16 protein-coding genes and 1 pseudogene are annotated in these 20,320 nt (G+C 52.0%); 4 read left to right on the top strand and 13 right to left on the bottom strand.

Going from position 1 to position 20,320, the window contains the following annotated elements; all coding sequences use genetic code 11:
- Positions 1–245: 245 nt before the first annotated feature.
- Entirely contained in the window at positions 246–1,724 is a 1,479-nt protein-coding gene (locus tag F557_RS0111275) for a ThiF family adenylyltransferase (protein ID WP_019002328.1), read from the bottom strand.
- On the opposite strand from F557_RS0111275, the pseudogene F557_RS23660 reads away from it, so the two are divergent.
- Positions 1,659–1,826 (top strand): annotated as a pseudogene (locus F557_RS23660) (hypothetical protein); the annotation flags it as partial. The gene F557_RS0111275 and the pseudogene F557_RS23660 sit on opposite strands and share 66 nt — an antisense overlap.
- 712 nt (positions 1,827–2,538) lie before the next feature.
- Here F557_RS23660 and F557_RS0111255 read toward each other — a convergent pair.
- The 4 genes from F557_RS0111255 to F557_RS22305 all read right to left on the bottom strand — a co-directional run bounded on the left by F557_RS0111255 (position 2,539) and on the right by F557_RS22305 (position 5,710).
- The gene (locus F557_RS0111255) at positions 2,539–3,012 is read right to left on the bottom strand and encodes a hypothetical protein (RefSeq protein ID WP_019002324.1); all 474 of its coding nucleotides are present in this window, start codon (positions 3,010–3,012) and stop codon (positions 2,539–2,541) included.
- Positions 3,013–3,241: 229 nt separating this feature from the next.
- Positions 3,242–4,003, bottom strand: coding sequence for a hypothetical protein (locus F557_RS0111245; protein WP_019002322.1), 762 nt, complete (start codon positions 4,001–4,003; stop codon positions 3,242–3,244).
- A 160-nt stretch (positions 4,004–4,163) separates the two neighbouring features.
- A complete protein-coding gene (locus F557_RS0111240; RefSeq protein ID WP_169335193.1) occupies positions 4,164–5,456 on the bottom strand; it encodes a glycosyltransferase in 1,293 nt (430 codons plus the stop codon).
- 92 nt (positions 5,457–5,548) lie between these two features.
- The gene (locus F557_RS22305; protein WP_019002320.1) at positions 5,549–5,710 is read right to left on the bottom strand and encodes a hypothetical protein; all 162 of its coding nucleotides are present in this window, start codon (positions 5,708–5,710) and stop codon (positions 5,549–5,551) included.
- A 171-nt stretch (positions 5,711–5,881) separates the two neighbouring features.
- Between F557_RS22305 and F557_RS0111230 the strand changes: the two genes are divergently transcribed.
- The gene (locus F557_RS0111230) at positions 5,882–8,677 is read left to right on the top strand and encodes a conjugal transfer protein TraG N-terminal domain-containing protein (protein WP_026297882.1); all 2,796 of its coding nucleotides are present in this window, start codon (positions 5,882–5,884) and stop codon (positions 8,675–8,677) included.
- 31 nt (positions 8,678–8,708) lie between these two features.
- Here F557_RS0111230 and pdxH read toward each other — a convergent pair whose 3' ends face one another.
- Positions 8,709–9,350, bottom strand: a complete 642-nt coding sequence (gene pdxH, locus F557_RS0111225; RefSeq protein WP_019002319.1) for a pyridoxamine 5'-phosphate oxidase — start codon at positions 9,348–9,350, stop codon at positions 8,709–8,711.
- Positions 9,347–10,078, bottom strand: a complete 732-nt coding sequence (locus F557_RS21330; protein ID WP_169335192.1) for a tetratricopeptide repeat protein — start codon at positions 10,076–10,078, stop codon at positions 9,347–9,349. Before F557_RS21330 ends, pdxH begins: the two co-directional genes overlap by 4 nt.
- A 650-nt stretch (positions 10,079–10,728) precedes the next feature.
- Here F557_RS21330 and F557_RS19735 point away from each other — a divergent pair.
- Complete coding sequence (locus tag F557_RS19735; RefSeq protein ID WP_019002315.1) at positions 10,729–11,367, top strand: tetratricopeptide repeat protein; 639 nt, start codon at positions 10,729–10,731, stop codon at positions 11,365–11,367.
- Between the two features lie 184 nt (positions 11,368–11,551).
- On the opposite strand, the gene F557_RS21325 is transcribed toward F557_RS19735, so the two are convergent.
- The 5 genes from F557_RS21325 to F557_RS0111160 all read right to left on the bottom strand — a co-directional run bounded on the left by F557_RS21325 (position 11,552) and on the right by F557_RS0111160 (position 15,951).
- Positions 11,552–12,613: an SPOR domain-containing protein gene (locus F557_RS21325; RefSeq protein WP_019002313.1), complete on the bottom strand. Its 1,062-nt coding sequence runs from the start codon at positions 12,611–12,613 to the stop codon at positions 11,552–11,554.
- Positions 12,613–13,947: a bifunctional folylpolyglutamate synthase/dihydrofolate synthase gene (locus tag F557_RS19725; protein WP_245539404.1), complete on the bottom strand. Its 1,335-nt coding sequence runs from the start codon at positions 13,945–13,947 to the stop codon at positions 12,613–12,615. Before F557_RS19725 ends, F557_RS21325 begins: the two co-directional genes overlap by 1 nt.
- A gap of 207 nt (positions 13,948–14,154) precedes the next feature.
- Positions 14,155–14,958: a Nif3-like dinuclear metal center hexameric protein gene (locus F557_RS0111175; protein WP_044143427.1), complete on the bottom strand. Its 804-nt coding sequence runs from the start codon at positions 14,956–14,958 to the stop codon at positions 14,155–14,157.
- Between the two features lie 403 nt (positions 14,959–15,361).
- The gene (locus F557_RS0111165; RefSeq protein ID WP_019002308.1) at positions 15,362–15,700 is read right to left on the bottom strand and encodes a hypothetical protein; all 339 of its coding nucleotides are present in this window, start codon (positions 15,698–15,700) and stop codon (positions 15,362–15,364) included.
- 68 nt (positions 15,701–15,768) lie between these two features.
- The gene (locus F557_RS0111160) at positions 15,769–15,951 is read right to left on the bottom strand and encodes a hypothetical protein (RefSeq protein WP_019002307.1); all 183 of its coding nucleotides are present in this window, start codon (positions 15,949–15,951) and stop codon (positions 15,769–15,771) included.
- Between the two features lie 678 nt (positions 15,952–16,629).
- Between F557_RS0111160 and F557_RS0111150 the strand changes: the two genes are divergently transcribed.
- Positions 16,630–18,294, top strand: a complete 1,665-nt coding sequence (locus F557_RS0111150; RefSeq protein WP_019002305.1) for an AAA family ATPase — start codon at positions 16,630–16,632, stop codon at positions 18,292–18,294.
- A gap of 395 nt (positions 18,295–18,689) precedes the next feature.
- Here the strand turns inward: F557_RS0111150 and F557_RS0111140 are convergent, their stop codons facing one another.
- Entirely contained in the window at positions 18,690–20,027 is a 1,338-nt protein-coding gene (locus tag F557_RS0111140; protein ID WP_019002303.1) for an ATP-binding protein, read from the bottom strand.
- Positions 20,028–20,320: the final 293 nt, after the last annotated feature.

Below are 20,320 nucleotides of genomic sequence, written 5' to 3'. Positions count from 1 at the left end.
AATCTGGTGGTCCACTTCGGAGTAATGGAGCCAAACTGCGGGCGGGTCTTGGCAATGTCGGCCAGATTATAGGCCGCCTTTTTGCCTAAAGCGTTGACAGAAACATTCTCTGACATAAAAAGTACCTCAAATAATAATAGCTATAAATAACACGATTATCCTGATATGGCTAATCGTAATAAAGTCCCCTCCCGGTATCTCCCGCAAGGAAAATACCGGAACAAGGCTCAAAAAATCTTTCAGGTCTACAGCCAGCCGGCTTCGTTGGAGAACACGATATCCTTCGCGGCATCCAGACCGCCCTTCAGGTTAAACATCGGACCGGTATAGGAGGCCTCCCGGAGGGTGTTGATGGCAAGGATGCTGCGCTTCCCCTCCTTGCAGAGAAATATCGTATCCACGGCAGGATTCAGCTCCCCCTTGCGGCGGGCCAGCTGCCCGATAGGTATGGGAATGGCCTGACGGAACCTGTGCACCGCTCTCTCATGAGGCTCCCGGACATCCACCAGAGTAAGAGGCTCGTGATTTTCAATCCGGCGTACCAGATCCTCCACGGTAATGCTCTCCACTGGCGGCACATTGGCAGGCTCCCGGAGATTGCAGAAGTCATCATAGTCCACTGCCTGAACGCTTCTGACGCTCGGGCTTTCGCCGCAGAGCGCGCAGCTGCAGTTTCTGTCCACATGAAACAGCCGGGAGGTCAGGTTCAGGGGATCCACGGACAGCAGCCGTCCCTCCAGCGTGATTCCGGAACCGGTAATGAGCTTGAGAGCCTCGCAGGCTGCATAGCCTCCGATAATCGATGGCAGTCCGCTCCATATTCCGGTCTGGGAACAGGTGGGCACCAGATTTCTTTCAGGAGGTTCCGGAAACAGACATCTCAGGCAGGGAGTCTGGGTTGACCAGTCATTTTTAAACACCGTAATCCGTCCTTCGGTCTGATAAAGCGAGGCAAATACATAGGGAACCCCGGCAAAGAAACACGCATCGTTGACAAGGTAGCGGCTCTTGAAATTGTCGGTGCAGTCGATTACCAGGTCATAGCCGGTTACCGTTTCCTGGGCATTGTCCGGGGAGATTTCGTAATCAAAAACGCTGACGGCAGTTTCACGGCAGATGTTTCTTATACGATCCTTTATCACGGCAGTCCGGGGACGCTTCAGATCTCTTTCGGTAAAGGCAATGAGATTCTTGATATCGGGAAGCTCTGTCTTCCGGTGATCCCAGAGTCCCAGAGTGCCAACTCCGGCTGAAGCCAGCACTGTTGACACTTCGGCACCCAGGGGGCCTATTCCGGCAATCAGCACCCGGGCTGCCCTGATGCGCTTCTGTCCCTTGACACCGGCCTCCCTGAGAAGGAAGTGTCCTGAATAGCGCTCCAGATCCCTGTCGCTGAACTCCACCGCCCCCGATCTCTCGGCCGGAATGAGAGGTGTGTTCTTTCCGGAAGCACCACCGGCCACAGCGGGAATCAGGTAAACGGTATCGCCGGACTGTATCGGAGTATCCAGTCCCTTAAGGCCGCGGATCTCCGTATCATTTACAAAGACCCGTACAAAATTCCGCAGCCGTCCCTCATCCGCAAACAGGATTCTCCGAATATCCTCATGACTTGCGGCCACATCTTTCAGAACCTCGCCGACCGACGATCCTGCTGCCTCCACTACCGGCTCCCGGCCGGTAAACATTCTCAGCGTCGCCGATACATAAACATCAGTTGCCATGTCTTGCGTCCATCTCCAGCTATTTCCTGTCTTCAGGCTCCAGCCCTGCTCCTATGTTCTGCCCGGCGAAGGTGCTTCCTGATTCCGGAACCGGAGCCGTAACGGCAGAAAATGGTCAATTTTTCACCCATTTACCTAGTAGGCGATTCCAATATTAAACAATAATCAGGAACCATGCAAGAAAAATATGATCAAACGCAAATTTCCCTGCAGCGCCCGGCCGGAAATCAAGTGCGGTCACCTGCGGGAGCAGAAATTGAATAGCAGAAGGAGACGGGAAGGCTGTGCGAGGATCGCCGGAACAGGCAATAGCATCTGAACAGCAGGTTCCGCAAGAGGAGGTTTCCAGGAAACCCCGGGCTACAGTTGCCAAACCGTTCTGGGAGCGGCAGTTTTCCACGTTCTCTGACAGAGGCATAATTATTTTCTGACAACATGCGGCAAAGGCAGCAAAACAGGCCGGATCTGCACGAACCGACAGTGAGAGAACCGGTCATTTACGGCAATACCACCGGGAGAGGCTCCTGAAGGAAGTCCGCCATCACGGCACAGTCTTCCCATGGATGAGAAAAAATCCCTGTTTACGATCCCGTAAAGCTCATCAGGAAGGTTCTGTGATAACAGGGGCGTCATGCTGCAGCGCTGGCAGTGCGAGGCTTTTATCAGAGGAACGGCATGGGAGCCGGCACAGCTTTGTGCTGAAGGCGCGGCGGGGAATTTCCTCCGGTGCAGGTTCAGAATCAGTTTCCCCGCCGGATTACAGACACCGCCCGGGCGCTGGCAGATCCCGGGGAGCCTCGTATTTCCTTAAATTTCAGTCATGAGAGGGGCTGACGGGCGGGACGGAGCGGTCAGGAGTGTCAGTTTGCGGAACTTTTACACGGCTATCCTCCGGAAGAGCTCTGATGGTTACCCGGAGATCCTCAGAAACCGTAATCCTGTAAAGATGCTCAGTGTGCCTCGTACGGGGATTTCCGTGCTGCATCTCCTCCGTAACCAGCAGCACGGTCTCACCGGGCTTCTTACCGGTAAAAATGAATATTTTGTCGTAACCGGCCCCCCGCATTTTCGCATGATCCGGATGATGGTAGCGTCTGTTCTCGGTTACCGCGACAATGTCAGAATCCAGCTGCACACGATACACCGGCCCGCCGCCGTCAAAGGAGTGAAAGGACAGTCTGGCAGCCGGTTCTTCATGAGCCCGGGCGCGGGTATTTAACATCAGAAAAAGTGCCATGACCGCTGTTCCGGCAAGCACTATGGCGGTAATAATGGTAACGGTTTTCATAAAGTCTCCCGTAAGATCCGGCCCCGTATAAACCGGACATTCCAGAGACCATCATATCAGGAAAAACACAGCGAATGATGCCCCGGAAATAACATCGAAGCTAGTATCTGCTTCCGCACGAAGAAAGATATGCGGCAAAAAAATTCCCGGATCCGGTTCCGGCCCGCCATTCCCGGAAGATCCGGGCTGGCACCTAACGCGATCCGGTATTTCGATAACTGCTCCGGAATCAGGCAGAAACTTCCCCATCCGTATCAGCACTGGTTCCCGAAGCTTCCGGAGAATCATCAGGGTATTTTGAGATGACGGTCAGCAGACTGGCGCTGAAGTGTTCCAGAAAAATCTCCTGCCGGGGTTCCTTTACCAGCTCCCGGAGTTTTCCAAAATCGATGATGAGCGCATTCAGTCCCCGGGGATTCGCTTCTCCGGTAACCCTTCCGCTTAAAACGTCATGCGGAAACATCTGAAACATCCAGACCCACCGGTCAGGATCCGCAATACCGCTGTTCTCGGTAAAAATAACCGGAATGCAGACGCTGATTTCCGGAATTCCCAGCTCTAACGCGACCTCCTCCCGGTGTCTGAAAAGAAGCTCCCAGTAGGAGGAGTAGTACTTTTCGGCTGCAGCATCGGAGGCGGCCATAACCACTCCGACCAGAGTACTGCCGGCCACGCATACCGCATCAAACTTAATAGCCTTTTTCCCGCGGATCATTCTGAATCCGAATTTCAGGCGTTCGGTTACCGCTCCGGCATCCCTGCCCAGAAAACGGCCCGCCACCGCTCCGGCAAGCTGCTTAAGGATATCTCCGTCCATGAGGTATCTGAAACAGGCCTTCCGGGTTCTTAGGCTTTTGGGGAGAGTGCTCTCCATGTCTTCCATCTGTTTAAGGATCTCGTCCGGCTGAGAGGATGCTTTGCTCCCGGAATCCTTGTTTTCATTCAGAGTATCCATTGCTATATCTTCCTTGTTTCTGTCTGTTATCTGCATTATGCCGCTCCTGGCAGAAGCCGCAAAACCATTTTTCAAAAAAATCGTCCGGCACCGGCACTGTTATTGGGATCCTCACCGCTTTCCGGTATGCCGCTCTTTCTGATTCCCCGGACCAGCCCCCGCCGCAGGGTATTCCGGTATCAGGGAGCTGCAGGCACTACCTCAGCGCGGTCACGGCATTATGGAAATAGCGGAACGTGCTCCCCAGCTCATCCTCGGGGACGGCAGCGGTATAAAGGTGGATGGAATCCCTGGCAAACTTGACGGCGAATAAGGAATTTCTGTCAGCCAGGTCATTTATTCTGTCCGTAAACACGGTATCCAGAAGATCGCATTTGGCATGTGTCTTCAGGCCCAGAACGTAATTGAATTTAGGATACTTGTCGACCTGAACCTTAATATAGACAGCATTCCCGGCAAGCAAAAAATTAAATATATCGGGAGCGGAATTATCAGGACCGCAGTACCTTAATCCGGGATAATCATGAAAATTAATGATGCTCAGAACCTTCACAAAGGCACTGTTTGCCAGATACGATATTATCAGGTTCTTTTTGAGACTGAGCTGAATCCCCGGCCCGTAAGGCTCACCTCCCGCCAAAGTCCATCTCTGATAATAGCTGTACCATTCAGGATAAACAAGCTGCCATTTGTCTGACTTGCTCCAGGGCTTGCATTCCGCCCCGCCCTGAAAGTGAACAATAAGAGGCCGCTGCCCGCACTGAAAAAAACGGGTGTTATACGTATCCCTTATCAGAAGCTCCGGAGTTACGGAATTGGCATAGCAGGTATACATGAACGCAAATTCGTCCAGACCGGTTTTGGGGGGCTCGTACATAAGACACTGGGAAATGAAAGCCACTGCTGTGGCATACAGGGCCTCGTAGTCACAGCTGTCGTCCGCATAGAAGAGGCCGCCATTAATCATGAACATCTTGTCAGTAACGCACGAAAGATCCACTGTGCTGTACAGCTTCTCCCCCATCATGCGCTTAAAGCTTTCCAGAAAGAGCCCCCCGCGGGCGGCAACCACCCCCTTCCTGGAAAACAGATCCTCCAGACTGCCAAGCACCAGCATGTCGACGTCAAGGTACAGAATTCTCCGGTACTCTGCCAGAGCCTGAAATATCTTGTGCTTTGAAAAGTTAAGATGCGAATAGCGCACCAGTGCCTTTGTCTGGGGCAGCGACTGCGCCTCCGGATCCATTCCATGCTCCCGGCACCAGTCAGCATAGCTGTAGTGCACAAAGACTATGCGATTCCGGACCAGTTTCTTCAGGAAATCCTTCTGTTCGTCCGTAAGGCCGTCTTCATAAACCAGAAAATCGTAGGTATCTGGCTCTATCGAAGTGATGTTTACCAGGAGAACCCCCAGAGCAAAATAAAGCTCCGGGGTTACGGCAAACATAATCGCTTTTTCTTTTTTCATATTACGGACTTTAAAAAACATAGCTGCGCTTCCAGGACGGTTTTCCGGGGCCATTTCCAGCCGGCTCGGGGCAGCGCCTCCGGCAGGCTCCTAAAACCAGCGCATTATACACGTCATCCGGCCTGAGTAAATACCATCCCGAAAAACAGAACTCCGGACTGGCGGGGAACTGCCGCTACCAGTCTCCCCAAAACAGCAGAGAGAAAAAGCAGCTTTGCGGCACGGCTGGAATAGTTCCGGAAATCTGCACCGCTGCCGCAAAAATTCCGTAACACTGTCCCGCCCCAGAAAATCAGGCCCGGACGGGATTCCCGATCCAGTACTCAATGGCTTATTTTACGGTTCCTAAAAAAATCTGTGATTCAATCCCCCGCAATGAGACCGGCTTTCAAAAAGCCGCCTGACGGAAATTACAGCACCGGACTCCCTGAATACAGGAGGAATTCATGAGCGTTTGGACAATCTACAGCATCGGGGATGCGGCATTCCTGAAATCCGTGCTGAACGGCACCGGAATGATTTTCAGCTCCGGAATTACCGGATCCCTGGCCGCCATCGCTCTGGTACTGGCCGTGCTGCTGCAGGGCTTTCTGGGCAGCCTCCGGGGCAGCGGCATTTCCTTCGGACAGCTTCTCATGGTTTTTCTCATGTACCTCCTGTTCTTCGTGCCCCGGGCCGACGTGGCAATTCACGATGTCTATTCCGGAAGAGTGTATCCGGTTTCCGGGGTTCCTCTGGGGATGGCCGCCGCCGGAGGAATAGTCTCCGGTCTGGGCAGAAAAACCGCCGCCGTGTTCGAAACCGCCTTTCAGGTGCCCGAGGCCGAAAAGAGGGGCTTTGCCAACTCCCTGACTATCCTCTACCGGCTCCGGGAGGTCATCGGCAAGGCCCGGCTTCTGGCCGATGCCCCCGGCGGCCGGGGCTCCTTTGCAGAATCCTGGAAAAACTATTTCCGGGAATGCACCCTGGTGGGAATTGATATCGGCGCCCTGACTCCGGACCAGATCTTTCAGGCCAAAAACGTCATCTCCGGCACGGCATTTCTGTCCGATATCTACGGCACTGCCGTGGACACCGGAACCGGTATGCACAATCTTACCTGCCGTGAAGCCCATGAAGAGCTAAAGAGCTATTCCGGACATGTCTACATGCCTTTTTTCATAAACAGGCTCCGGAGCGCCGCGGCAAACAGCGGCAGTCCTGATCTTTCCGGGGACGGCTCCGGGGTTACGGATGTCCGGAATGCTCTGGATGCGCTGGGACAGGCCGGAGTCAGCGTCAGTAACTATATGCTGGCGGCGGTGCTTCTGCCTCTGTACCGGGAGGCCGCACGGGAAAAGTACCAGGACGAGCATGCCTTCAGCGCTGCGGTAATGCTGTCGGACGCTATTCAGTCCCGGAATGCGGAGCTGGCCGCAGAAGAAAGCATGTTCTTTAACTCCGTAAGGCCGTTTCTGACCTTCTTCGAGGCCCTGGCCTATGCCATCTCGCCTTTCATGTGCTTTGTGCTGCTTCTGGGAACCGGAGGACTTGCTCTCCTGGGACGCTACCTGCTTCTCATGGTCTGGATCCAGCTCTGGCAGCCGCTTCTGGCCGTGGTCAATCTTTACATACTGATGAGCAGCAGAAAGGCGCTTTCCGCCATGGCCGTCCCTCCCGAAAGCTGGGAGGGACTGGCGGAAATCCATGAGACGGCGGCATCATATCTGGGAACCGGAGGCATGCTGGCGGCCGGGATTCCGGTGCTGGCCACCCTGGTCCTGTACGGCGGAACGCAGAGCCTCCAGTCGTTTACCGGCCGCCTGGCCGGGCGGGAGCATCTCCGGAGCCAGGTACTGGCTCCGGAATCCGCCAGCTCCCCCGCCCTGGTAGCGCAGTCTCCGGTAATGGAAATGGGCCGGCTCTCGGGCGGGGTGCTGTCCGGCGGCCAGAGCTTCCTGCCGGCGGTGTCGTTCTCCGGAACTCTGGACAAGGCAGTATCCAGCGCGACAGTACAGGCCCGATCCGCGGAAGAGTCCTTTCAGGAAAGCCTGGAAAACGCCCGGGCCTCATCCAGAAGCCGTTCCGTAACCGCGAGCACAATCCAGAGCACGGGAGAAAGCATCGCCGCCTCCTCATCCGAAGCCGCCGGAATCATTAACGGGAAGAGCCGGGAAATCGGGGAGCGGATCGGCCTCACGCAGGCGGAAACCCATGCCGTGCGCGGCGCTCTGGGATTAATGCTCTCGGGAACAGCTGCCGATTTCGGAAGCCTGGCCTCCATGTCGCTGTCCCGGGGATCCGGTGCCGGAAAGCAGAGCCAGATAGCCCGTCTGGCCGGCGAACTGGAATCAGCCTCCCGGAGCTCGGAGCTTAAGACCTCCTACAGCGAAGCCGTATCCCGGGATATCGCCCGGGGCGTTTCCGAAAGCGCAGTGCAGGGAATCTCCGCATCTGCCGCCCGCACGCTCCAGAAAAGCGCCCGGAAGGCCGTGCAGGCGCGGGAGGAGCTTTCCGGACTCCGTTCCGAAAAGTCATCCTTCGGAGCCGAAAACCGCTTCGACGGCGGCACCGTAAGCCGGTTTGTCTCCCGGAATCCGGCAGTTATGAAACGCCTTATGGAGCTTAACTCCGCCGATGTGAGTCTCTCCCGGCGTACCGAGGAGCTTATGCCCCTCATGAAATCTCTTCTGCCGGATCGTTCTCAGGCCTATGCGGCAGCCTCCCTGACCGCTCTTAACGAAAAATCTCCGGTAGAGGGCTGGAGGCTGGTTCGGGAGGCACTCGGCATCGGCCGGGAAAACCTTGCCGGGCTCCCGCAGCCGGAAGGGACTCCGGAATCCGGACTTTCCTCCGGAGCTGCGGTTACCCCTCCGGAGCAGACAGTTCCGGCTCCCGGAATCCTCCAGGATCCGGATCCCCGGGAATTCTACAGGGAAAAGCTCAGGGATCTGAACGGCCGTTCTGAAAATTCCGCTCTCGCCGCCCGGACGGACACCCTCCGCCGGGAAATGCTGCGGGAGCCGGTACCGGCAGGAAGCTTTATGAGCGGAACCCCGGGAGAACCGTCCGGGATCAGTCTTTCCGGAGCAGATCTCCAGGTTTACGAGGCCTTCAGAAAACGGGAAGCGCTCTCCCCGGATCTGCTCCGGGATTTCGAAAAGACTCATCCCGACAGCCGGGAGCGCTATGCCCTGATTAACCGCCTTAAGGCGGCTGCAGCCGGGAACCGGGAAGCTCTGGAAATGCTGCGGGAGCCGTAGAAGAAAAGCGAAAGGCTCTTTCGGCAGAAGCCTACGGGGCCAGTCTGCTGATATCCCAGCCGCCGGCAGCGTTTCTTTCATAGATGAAACGGTCATGCAGTCTGCTGGGTCTCCCCTGCCAGAATTCCACGCTATGAAAGAAAACCCGAAAACCGCCCCAGAAGGTAGGCACCGGAATCTCCCCCTTGCTGAACTTCTGCTTAAGCTCCATGAACTTGCTTTCCAGCGCAGCCCGGGCACTGATTCTGGAAGACTGGTGCGACGTCCAGGCGCCGATCTGGGAATCCCGGGGACGGGAGGTGAAATACTTCACCACTTCAACAGGGGTAAGCTTTTCGGCATGTCCCAGAAAGGCCACCTGCCGCTCCAGCATAAACCAGGGAAAAAGTATCGCCACCCGGGGATTGTTAAGAAGCTGCAAGGCTTTCCGGGAACCGTAGTTGGTGAAAAACACCAGGCTTTTCCGGTCATAGTTTTTAAGCAGCACCATTCTGCTGGAGGGCTGCCCCTCCCCGTCCACGGTACTTACCACCATGCCGGTAGGATCCGGCATTCCGGAATCAATGGCCTGCCGGAGCCATTTTTCGAACAGATCCATGGGTTCCCCGGTAAGATCCTCCCGGGAAAGCCCGCCCTCGGCATAAACTCTTCTCAGCCCTGATACGTCAATCATTTGTCCTTGCTCCCTTCTAAAGCATCCTGAGCAGCTTCCCTGTCAGAACCGCCGGCACTGTCCGCTACGTTTTCAGAGGAGCCGGAAAGCTGCGGCTCCTGCTTCATAAAACGCTCCTCTTCAGCAAGTTTTCGCACAATCTCGCAGGAATCCAGAATCTGAGAGGCACAGGCCTTCAGAAACAGATCCTTAATGCTGATACCGGCGTCATCGAAATCATTTGCGAGGTAAATCCGCCCCAGAGAATAGCATCCCAGTCCGCTCCCCCCATCACAGGATTTCTGATAATACCTGCGGGCCGTCTCCGGCTCCCGGGGCACCCCGTCTCCGTTCATATACAGATGGCCAAGAACGGCACAGCCGTCCGGAGCGCCGGTATCGCAGCCTTTCTGAAGATACTCCCGCGCCAGATTAAAATCCTGGGGAAGCTCATCTCCCACACGGTATCGCGCCCCGATTCTGACACAGCCCTCGCCGCTGCCGTATTCGCAGGCCTTCCGAACGTACGCATACACCTTCTCGAGAACGTCAGCACTAAGGCGGGAAGACCTGTGTCTGTATTTATCTCCCAGCTCCAGACAGGCTGCAGCGTCCTTCTGATCACAGCTTTCCTCAAGCCTTTTCAGGGCTTTGGCCTCCGGGCTGTAATTATTGTCATAAAACATACTGACCTCGGCAAATACCAGCGCGCACACGATCAGTATCAAAAACTTCAGGATAATTTTCAAAAGACTGTTCTCCATTATTAATACTGGCAGAATTCCGCAATAAGCACCGTCAGGCAGGCACTGCTCCTAATCCTGACACCATCCGGACTCCCGGAATACTCTGCCGCCAGACTCCGGTATCAGGGAATCACTGCTTTCATGATCCTTTAAGAATATGTGCCGGAAAACATGCCGGGAGCCGGTTCCGCAAAAAGAAGAAAAAGGGATTCCCTCAGGTGCAGGAATTCTTTCACAAAGAGGAAAAACTGTAAACTACAACTTGCCAGGTTCAGCAGGATCATCCCTCCTGTTCTGGTTTCCGCCCCTTCTTTTTCCTGAGGTCTGCCTGGTGTCCCTGCCTTTATAAAATGTCCCGAAAACCGCCAGCTTTACTGTCTGTTTCCTGGCTCCAGTATTCTGGTATCCGGCTGCTCTCTGGTCTGGCACACTGCCGGCGGTCCCGGAGCCTCTGTAACCTTTTCAGATTTCAGGCGTTTTACCGGTGTCAGTGCTGCAGAGCCGGTAGTAACAGTGTCCCGGTTCAGAATCCGAAAGAAGCGGCTGAAATTTTCCGCTGAAACTGCAGATACAGCCCCGGACAGAACAGCGCACCACAGACAGAACCGGCTTTTCTTTTGAAATCCGAAGAACGGACATTCCAGGAGGGTATTATGTTCAGACAGTTTTCTCTTTTATCTTCGCTGGCAGTCTTGCTGTCACTAACAGCCAGCACCGCCGCACCGGCCTCTGATATCAGACTCCCGGCCCCGGACGCAGCTACCGGATTTCAGGATTTCCGTTCCTTTGAAGAGCAGTGCTATTCCGGTAACGGCAGTAAATGCTATGCTCTCGGGCACCTGGCCTATGAGGAGAATAAATACCGGTCTGCCCGAGATTATTTTGAAAAAGCCTGCTCTCAGGAAAACGGCCAGGGGTGCTGGGCCCTGGGAATTCTTCATTCCGAAGGACGGGAAGGCGTAGACGGCCAGGATCTCCGGCAGGCTATGGAGCTTTTTGAAAAGTCCTGCTACCTTGACAACAGCCACGGCTGCTTCGATCTGGGGCTTATCTACTTTACCGGAAACAGCGAAACCGAACAGGACTACCAGGAAGCAAAGCAGCTTTTTGAAAAATCCTGCAACCTGAGAGACGGCAGCGGCTGCTACGCGGCAGGCACCATCTACTACAGGGGCAACGGAGTGGATCCGGATCTCCGGCAGGCAAAACACTATTACGGCAAAAGCTGCCATCTGGGAGATCTGGAGGGGTGCGACATGTTTAACCGGCTGAAGGACAGTATGGAAGGCTAGGAGAGCGAGGCCCCGCATGACGGAAATCCCGTAAAGGGCCGTTCACAGCTTTTAGGGGAGACGAAGGAAGACGCTGAGCCTTCCGTCCGCTGCGGCATAAACAGTCCTCCAGTAACAGGAAAGACCGGAAGTCTCCTTCCGGTCTCTTTTCATGAAAGCCCCTGAGAACTCTTAAGTACTCACTCTAACGCGAAACCACAAAGGAGCCGCTGCCCACCAGGGGCTTGATTTCATTAAGCACCTTGTCTCCGGTGGTCGGTCCCACCAGAAGGACATACTGTCCGGGACGGGACACGGTATCAATCTTGTAGCCGAACCCCGGCTTTATGGAACTGTCCTTGCTGATCCGGATCTTCTGATTCTTAAGACGCTGTCTCGCTGCCTCGGCCTGAGCCATGGTACTGAACACGCCGATCTGAAGATACCGGCCTCCGGGAATGGCATCCCCGCCCTTTGCCGGAGCGGCCCTTTTCTCCTGTTCAGCCTTCTTCTGAGCTTCCTGCTTCAGGCGATCCTGCTCGGCCTTCTTCTGGGCCTCCTGCTTCAGGCGATCCTGCTCGGCCTTCTTCTGGGCCTCCTGCTTCAGGCGATCCTGCTCGGCCTTCTTCTGGGCCTCCTGCTTCAGGCGATCCTGCTCGGCCTTCTTCTGGGCCTCCTGCTTCAGGCGATCCTGCTCGGCCTTTTTCTGGGCCTCCTGCTTCAGGCGATCCTGCTCAGCCTTCTTCTGGGCCTCCAGAAGACTTTGCTCCCGGGCCTGACGATCTCTTTCCACTCTCAGAGCCAGATCTCTTTCCCGGTTTTCCTTGTGAGCCCGGGCCGCCTCAGCCGGAGTGGATCCGGTAGCAGTGGGGTTATTTACAAAACCGGAGCGGGAGCTTTCAGCATCCCCGCCAACCACCACGCCGGAAACCACCCGGTTCCCACTGCTGTCGGCCGGGGCCGGAGCTCCGTTCTCGTCCAGGAGGCCCCCGTAGCCATCCTCTTCACCATCCATATAGCCCAGAGGCTCATTACCGGCAAACTCGGTATCAGACAAATTGCCGTCATCATCGTCCTTCCCCTGCTCTCCTTTTGCGGCAGCAGCGGTATGGGTGGCAGCTGCCGACTGACTTCTGATATAAGCCGCTCTTACATCCAGCGGGAGGGGATCCTGACCGTCATCAGGATACAGAATCGGAAGGATATAGGCAGTGGCACCGGTAATTACCAAAAAACCAATGACAACCTTGGCTATTTTGTTTGACATTAAGCTACCTCCTGCTTTCCTGCCGCATGCCAGACCTGATTTTCATCAATGCTTTTCAGAACCTCCTCCACGGTAATGAAGGATCCGGTCACCAGAAGCTCACTGTCCACAGGAAGCTCTGCCAGAGCGGCCCTGTAAGCCTGGGCGGCTGTATCGAAGGTCTGTATCCGGTACCGGGGAATTCCCAGTGCCGTAAGCTTATCCTCCAGAAGATATCCCTGGGCGCCGCGTTCTCCGGGCAGAGAACATACATAATAATGCTCGAAGAGGTTCAGATCCGTGTATTCCCTCAGCGTGTTTTCAATATCCTTGTCCTTCAGCATCCCGATTACGGCATTGCGGGGTCTGGAATTCAGATTAAGATACCGGGCGAGATAACGGGCGGCCGGGGGATTGTGGGCCACATCAATAAGCACGTCCGGACTGGCGGAGATTTTCTCCAGCCGGCCGTGCAGCGTGGCATTGCGGAGTCCTGCCCGGATATCGGAGTCCGAAATGCCGAATTTAAACACCAGCCTGAGCAGCAAAGCAGCCGCCACCGACAGCGGAGCATTTATCAGCGGCAGTGCGGGAACCTCCAGATTCAGTATTTCGATAGGAGCCAGGAAATCAAAATGAGTGGCATCGACAGTGCGGATCTTAAGATTCTTTCCGACGATATGGAGCGCCGCCTCGTGCTGTGCCGCCTGGGAGCCAATCTCATTCCGGCAGACCTCGGGAAGCTCCCCGGTAACCACCGCTACCGTATGATCCTTGATAATGCCGGCCTTTTCATAGGCAATTTCCTTCAGGGTGCTGCCCAGTATCTGGCAGTGATCCAGACCGATACTGGGAATCAGGGCAATATCGGCATCCAGAATATTGACCGCATCCAGCCGGCCGCCCAGTCCGACCTCCAGCACCAGCACGTTACAGAGCCGGTTTCGGAAAATATACAGGGCCGCCAGCGTGGTGAATTCAAAGAATGTCAGCTCATGATCGTCATCCATGGCGGTATATACGGCTTCGAAGGCTTCGATAAGATCATCGTCAGAAGCCATGACCCCGCCGTAGACGATCCGCTCATTAAAGGTTCTGATATGGGGGGAAGTATAGAGACCGGTACGATAGCCGGCGTTTTCCAGAATGGCGGCCAGCATGGCGGCAGTGGATCCCTTGCCGTTAGTGCCGGCCACGGTAACAACCCTGACATCCTCGCCCACAGTATCCACGCCCAGCACGGCAGCCACATGCCGCACCCTTTCCAGACCGAGCTTAATTACATTCGGATTGACCTTACCAAGATATTCCTGCCAGGCTTCAATACTGGGGGCAGGCATGGTTCCGCTCATCATCAGCTGCTACCTTCTCTGTAAAAAAAGAAATCCCTTCAAAATGCACCGAGTGCATTATACAGGACTGCCAGAAAAACTCCATCAGGCAAATAAAAAACCCAGCCGGGAATCCGGAGGCCCGTTCGGCCCCCGGCCGAAACCGGAAGCCGGGAGTCTGAAATTACGCCGCAGGGGAGCGGTCAGAATGCCGCAGATCCCGGTAAAGCACTAGAGCGGACTCGGAATATCAACAAATTCGGCCGTGATTCCGAAACGGGAGGCCACCACATCTCCAAGAGCCCTGATGCCGCATTTTTCCGTAGCATGATGGCCGGCGGCAAAAACGGTGATGCCCAGCTCCCGGGCCAGGTGAAAATGCTGCTCGTGAACCTCTCCGGTAAGAAGCGCGTCCAGATCCGGAGGCAGGGCTTCCTCCAGCACAAAACCGCCGCCTCCGGAACAGACAGCGATTTTTCTGACCGGTCTGTCTGCGGGGCCCATGACCAGGGGCTCCCGGCCGAGCTCCTGCGAAATAAGCCTCCGGAGCGCCTCCGGATGCGCCGGAGTGTCAAATTCCGCCAGAACAGTGATTCCCTGAGGCCTGCCGGTGAGATATCCCAGATTTTTCGCTCCCAGCATTTTTACCAGAAGAACGTTGTTGCCGATTTCCGGATGCGCATCCAGAGGGAGGTGACAGGCGATGAGAGACATTCCCGAAAGTGTCCGTACCCGGCGTGCCAGAACTCCGGTAATGCGGGGATCGCCCCCCTTCCAGAACAGCCCGTGATGGGTCATGACCAGATCGGCCCCCCGGGATCGCGCCTCCTCAAAAAGCGCAACATTTGCGGTTACCCCAGTGACAATCCGGGAAACCCGGGAGCGTTCCCCCTCCACCTGAAGTCCGTTATAGCTCGGATCCGGGAACTCCGGAATCCGGAGATACTCGGCTATAAAGGCCGCCACCTCCTGAAGAGAAACACCGCCCGCACCGGATACGGAAGTCCCGGCGTCCGTGCTGCAAAAACCAGTCATGTTTAATCCTCCGTGTAAAAACGCCGCTCCGGAAAAATGCTGCGCCTTAGCAAAACCGCATTCCGGTGCCGCGAGGGGCGCTGTATACTGAATGCTGCACAGGAAGCCTTCAGTCATGGCCCAAAAATTCATGGTTCGCGAACAGATCCTCATAGCATTTTATCCTGTTTCCTGGCGGTTTCACCTGGCTTTCAGAAGAAATTTGGCATATCACGCAGCATTCAGGATTTCAGGATAAGAACCGGCCCGGTCTCAGAGCAGATCCTGACCGGAAACCGGAATCTCCGGCACGTCCTAAGAGAAAAACAGCTGAGATGATTCCAGCCAGAGGAATGCCTGAAAAGAAGCTGCATGAAACCTGAAAAAAGCGGCGTGAAAAAAGCGCCTGAAAAAATGCGCCTGCCTAGAGATAGTATTTAAAGCCGAGCTCCGCATAATCGTTACGGTCGTAGGACCGGTACATTCCGTAGGCGGGGCCGCCCCCTATCCAGTACCCCCTGATATTCATGCTCAGACTGTCGCTGACGGCATATTCGGCAAACACTTCCACCGAATGCTCATTCTCACGGCCGTAAAGAGCGTTTATGCCAACATTCAGAGAATCATTAAAATATTTCTGGCTCAGGGCAAAAGTCAGGCCATAATCATCACGGTATGAACTATAGCGATCATAAAAAAGCTGTCCATTCAGATAAATCCCTCCGTCAAGGTTTCTGTCGCATCCGGCAATCACCTGCGCCACATCTGAATAGCGGAGATCTCCCGATTCATCATATACCGGGAAATGGGCGGTAAAGGCGGTTTCCGCCCTCAGCGTGCTGCTGCCTGACCGCTCAGAGAAACCATATTCTGACTGTATTTGTTAGCAGTAACACTTATGGTATCCAGCTCAAAATCATACTGCTCCGCACCTTCGTCAGCGCCGGCAGATACCGCCACGGAGGCGGCCAGTGTCGTCATAACAAATCTAAAGGTTTTTGAATTCCCGAACATAACGTCTTAATCTCCAAACAAAACGGCACTGCCAGCTTCCGTTCGGGACCATGTCAGATGAACTGCAGTTTTCTCACAAAAAATCCATGACACAGTTTCTCCCGGCAAGAACACCGGCAAAAAAAACGCGACAAAGATAACACTTTTGTTAGCACCTGTTAACCAGAATTAGCAAAAACTAATAAAGATTTTCATTACCACCATGCCGCAAGCCCTTTGTTTATCAGTATCTGTACAAATTTTGAGCAACAAGAGACACCACTGAAGATCATAAGGATTAAAAAATACCAGCCGAAAATATCAGCAAGAATGATACGGGGGAAAGCCGGGGGGATACGGCCGGATCCTGAAAGTAAATACAGCTGGAGCTAATCTCCCCCTTTAAAAAGGGCAGAAGATCAGGACGGTATGACTGCGCGCTCACGGCCGGAGAAATTTTTGGAGAGAGAAAGAGAGAGATATAACAGAATGTAAAAATCAATGACATAAAAAGCTTTCCGGTTTAATACTTTGTGAATCAGCGTCAGACAAGTGCTGAACACCCCCTGTACAGGCATTAAAGGGGATAGCAGAATGCAAAGATTTGACAGATGCTTCTTTTAAATTCGTCTATCACGGATCAAAAATCTGTATCATGTTAGAATAATGGAGTCATGAAAGTCTGGGGGAGGTTAACTTATGGGGGATATCATAAATCCTGTCGCAGGCAATTCTTTTATTGAGCTTGCCGAAGCAAGGAATACCAGGATATTTGTTGATAAAACCGATTTTATCGCCCAGACCAACGCTCTTCTTAATACTGATGGAAAGCTGCTGGCTGTGACCCGCCCCCGCAGATTCGGAAAAACCGTCACCGCAGATATGCTTCTGGCCTACTATTCAAAAGCCTACAATGGCCAGAAAATTTTTAGCGAGCTAAAAATTTCCGGAAATGACAGCTTTGCCGAACATCTGAACAAATATGATGTTATTTACATCGACATGAACTCCATCAGAGATGATTACATCGCCTACACAGAAGACGAAGATCTGCATATTAAAGGAATTACTACGATTGTTGATTATCTGCAGTACTCAGTAATCGAAGAACTGAAGGAAAATGAGACCTATGAAAAACTGTTCAGCAAGAGCAGAAAAGTAGGTAAGAAAAATCTGTCATCGGCATTAAAAGTCATATCAGATTACACGAAGAAAAAATTCATTCTTATTATGGATGAGTGGGATCTGATTTACAGGGATTATTGCAATGATACAGTGCTGCAGGAATCCTTTATTGATTTTTTAAGAGGATTGTTTAAGGGCAAAAAAGGTCAGTCCAATTTTGCTCTGGCCTACCTCACCGGTATTCTGCCAATCAAGAAATACAACTCCCAGTCTGCTTTGAACACCTTTGATGAATACAACATGCTCGCACCCGGCGATTTTGCCTGCTACTTCGGTTTTACCGAAGACGAAGTTGCGGAAATTGTAAATTCTCCTAAATGCCGCATATCCAGTCAGGAATTAAAGAAATGGTATGAAGGCTATAAAATCAGAGGTATCGACATATACAACCCTAATTCCGTCTCTAAAGCAGTAAGCAGAAATGAATGTATAAGCTACTGGAGCGGAACATCATCAAATGAAGAGGTTGTACGTCTCGTCAATATGAACTTTGACGGTATCAAGGAAGATATTCTGAACCTTATTGCCGGAGGAAAATATAAGTTCGACTGCAGTAATTTTGAAAACGACATGATTACCATCAAAAGCAGGGACGACATATTCTGTCTTCTGGTGTGCCTGGGATATCTGGGGTGCGAGGATGGCGGCGGTAACTACCGGCTGGCATATGTTCCGAATCAGGAAATCAGAACCGCTCTCACTGCAATTGTAAAGACTCAGTCATGGTATAACTCCATGCCGGTTATTGAGCGTTCCCTGGAACTATTTACTGCCATCCAGGCTCTGGACAGCGATAAAGTTGCCGGGATTATATCTAGCATCCATAATTCTCCCAACGTGTCGCTGCTTGGCTACAACAGGGAAGAAGCTTTGGTATTCTGCGTGATAGCAGGACTTATGTGGTGCACAGAAAGAGATTATGAATGCTTCCGGGAGCTGCAGTCAGGCAAGGGAAGCGCCGATCTCGTCTACTTTCCGAAAAACAATATCTCCTTGCCAATACTGCTTATCGAATTCAAGTATGACAGCAGTGCCGTGGCTGCGATAAACCAGATTAAGGAAAAAGAATATTTCAGCAGATATCGTGAGGGGGATTATCCGAACGATGTACTGCTTATAGGCATTAATTACGATTCGAAAACTAAAGAGCATAAGTGTCTTATTGAAAAACTCAGCTAATTCTTCAAAAGAATCTGATACTTATGCAGGTTATCCCAGACAACGGGGAATGTCTTGCTAATAACACTGTTTCCCTGCTAAATAAAACTGCTGCTTCACTGCCTTCTCTGCAGGAATAGCACTCTGGCAGCAACCGTCTTTTTTTACCGGAGTTCACTGCCTGCCACTTCCTGGGAACAGCGCCCCGCTGCTCAGCCCTGCTGCAGATGACGCTGAGCTCCTGTCGCTGCTCTCCAGTGCCCAAACAAAGGGGGGATGCAGATAAAAAAATTGTCCCCCAACGAAGTAACCATGGCATATGAAAAACAGCAAAAAAGGACAGACTCTGAGAGTCATCGGCAGCTGCAATAAAAATTCTGCAAAAGCACTGCTGTCAGCTAATCATTCTTAGTGAACTATAATTCTTCCACGATAAATGGCAACATGTAAATTGGATATAATTTCAGCATTCCTACGCTGTTTATATCTTTTTGAGATAACAGTATACCATTTGCTGCATACTGGGAATATTTCTTCTGAAATACAGTGATCGATTCATGTTTACCAATTCCGGACGATTTTACCTCAATCGGAACAATTTTTGTTTTTGAGGCAAGCAGAAAATCAATTTCGTAATAATGAGAACTGTTTTCTTTCTCCCCGGTATGATAATAAAGATCTCTATCTGATCCGGCGATTATCTGAGCAACAGCATTCTCATACAGATATCCTAAATCTGCAGGAAGCGAATCACTTAATAATTTCTTATAGATATCTTCATCAGTCTTTCCTGACGAGTTAAAAATTATCGTAGTAAAAAGCCCTGTATCAGCCAAATATAATTTGAATGTATCATTATCTTTCGTTTGAGGCAGCGCAATACCCGGATTAAATACATTGTGGCATGATAGTACAGTTTTTGAATCCAGCAAATCATGCAAACGCTCTAAATCCCTGTCAATCTTCTTTTTGCCTGTAGCTGCCGAAATAACATAGCTTCGTTTATCCGTAGCTAGCTGAGCTGGAACAGAATCATACATTCTTCCGATTAACCCTGTACCATCAATTTTAAAGAAATCATCCTTATACAGATTTATAATTTCTTTCTTCACTTCATCAATTTCTGTAAAAGTCCTCCCTTCCACATAGGCTTCCACGGCCTGCGGCATTCCTCCTACCGCCATGTATATTCTGAAATCCCTCATCTGCTTTCTATTTAATGAATTTCCAATCGGTTTTCCAAGCTTATATAAATCCCTTAATACACTATAGGTATCATTTCCGATGGCCCACATAAATTCTTCATAGTCCATGGGATATATCTGTATTCTCATTTCCTCTGATGGAATAACAATATCCCTGACATTCTTTTTTATGCTAAGCAGTGATCCGGTCTCAATATAATCATATCTTCCATCAGCAACTAAGTATTTTACAGCCTGACGCACTTTTGGCCTAAGCTGTATTTCGTCAAATATAATAACAGATTCCCTTCTATGCAGTTTTACTCCCATTGACATTTGCAATCTAAGGAAGAAAATATCCAGATTCGCGATGTCATCGAATAAATCAAGGATATCTCGAGTTATGTTGGCAAAATCAACTTTTATGTACGTTCTGTACTCCTGTTTTGCGAATTCTTCGGCAATGGTTGATTTTCCGACACGTCTGGCTCCTTCCAAAAGCGCAGCATACTTTGGAGCTTTTTTTTCTTTCCAGTATTTTAACTTTTCCAGAGCCTTTCTTTTAAACATCCTGTCTCCCTGAAGCTTGTTATTCCATTTCTTCAAAGTTGCGATTATAGTTTACTACCGTTTATTCAATGTTAAGAAGCGATTGTAGTACCATTTCTTCAAACTTCAAGAGTATTCTTCCATTTCTTCACCGTTATTTTCTGTGGGAAGTATTAAACTGATCCCTTTTCAAGTACTTTTTGGTTCTCTAAAGGAATAGACAGGGACAAAGCGATTGAGCAAAAGATGGACATATTATCTGGGCATCGACACGCCATAAAAAAAGGCAATGAAACGACGATGCCGGCTCCCTC

The organism is Succinimonas amylolytica DSM 2873, assembly GCF_000378405.1.
In the GTDB taxonomy this organism is placed as follows: Bacteria; Pseudomonadota; Gammaproteobacteria; order Enterobacterales; family Succinivibrionaceae; genus Succinimonas; species Succinimonas amylolytica.
The sequence above is the reverse complement of the archived record's forward strand: the minus strand, read 5'-3'. Positions and strand labels throughout refer to the sequence as shown.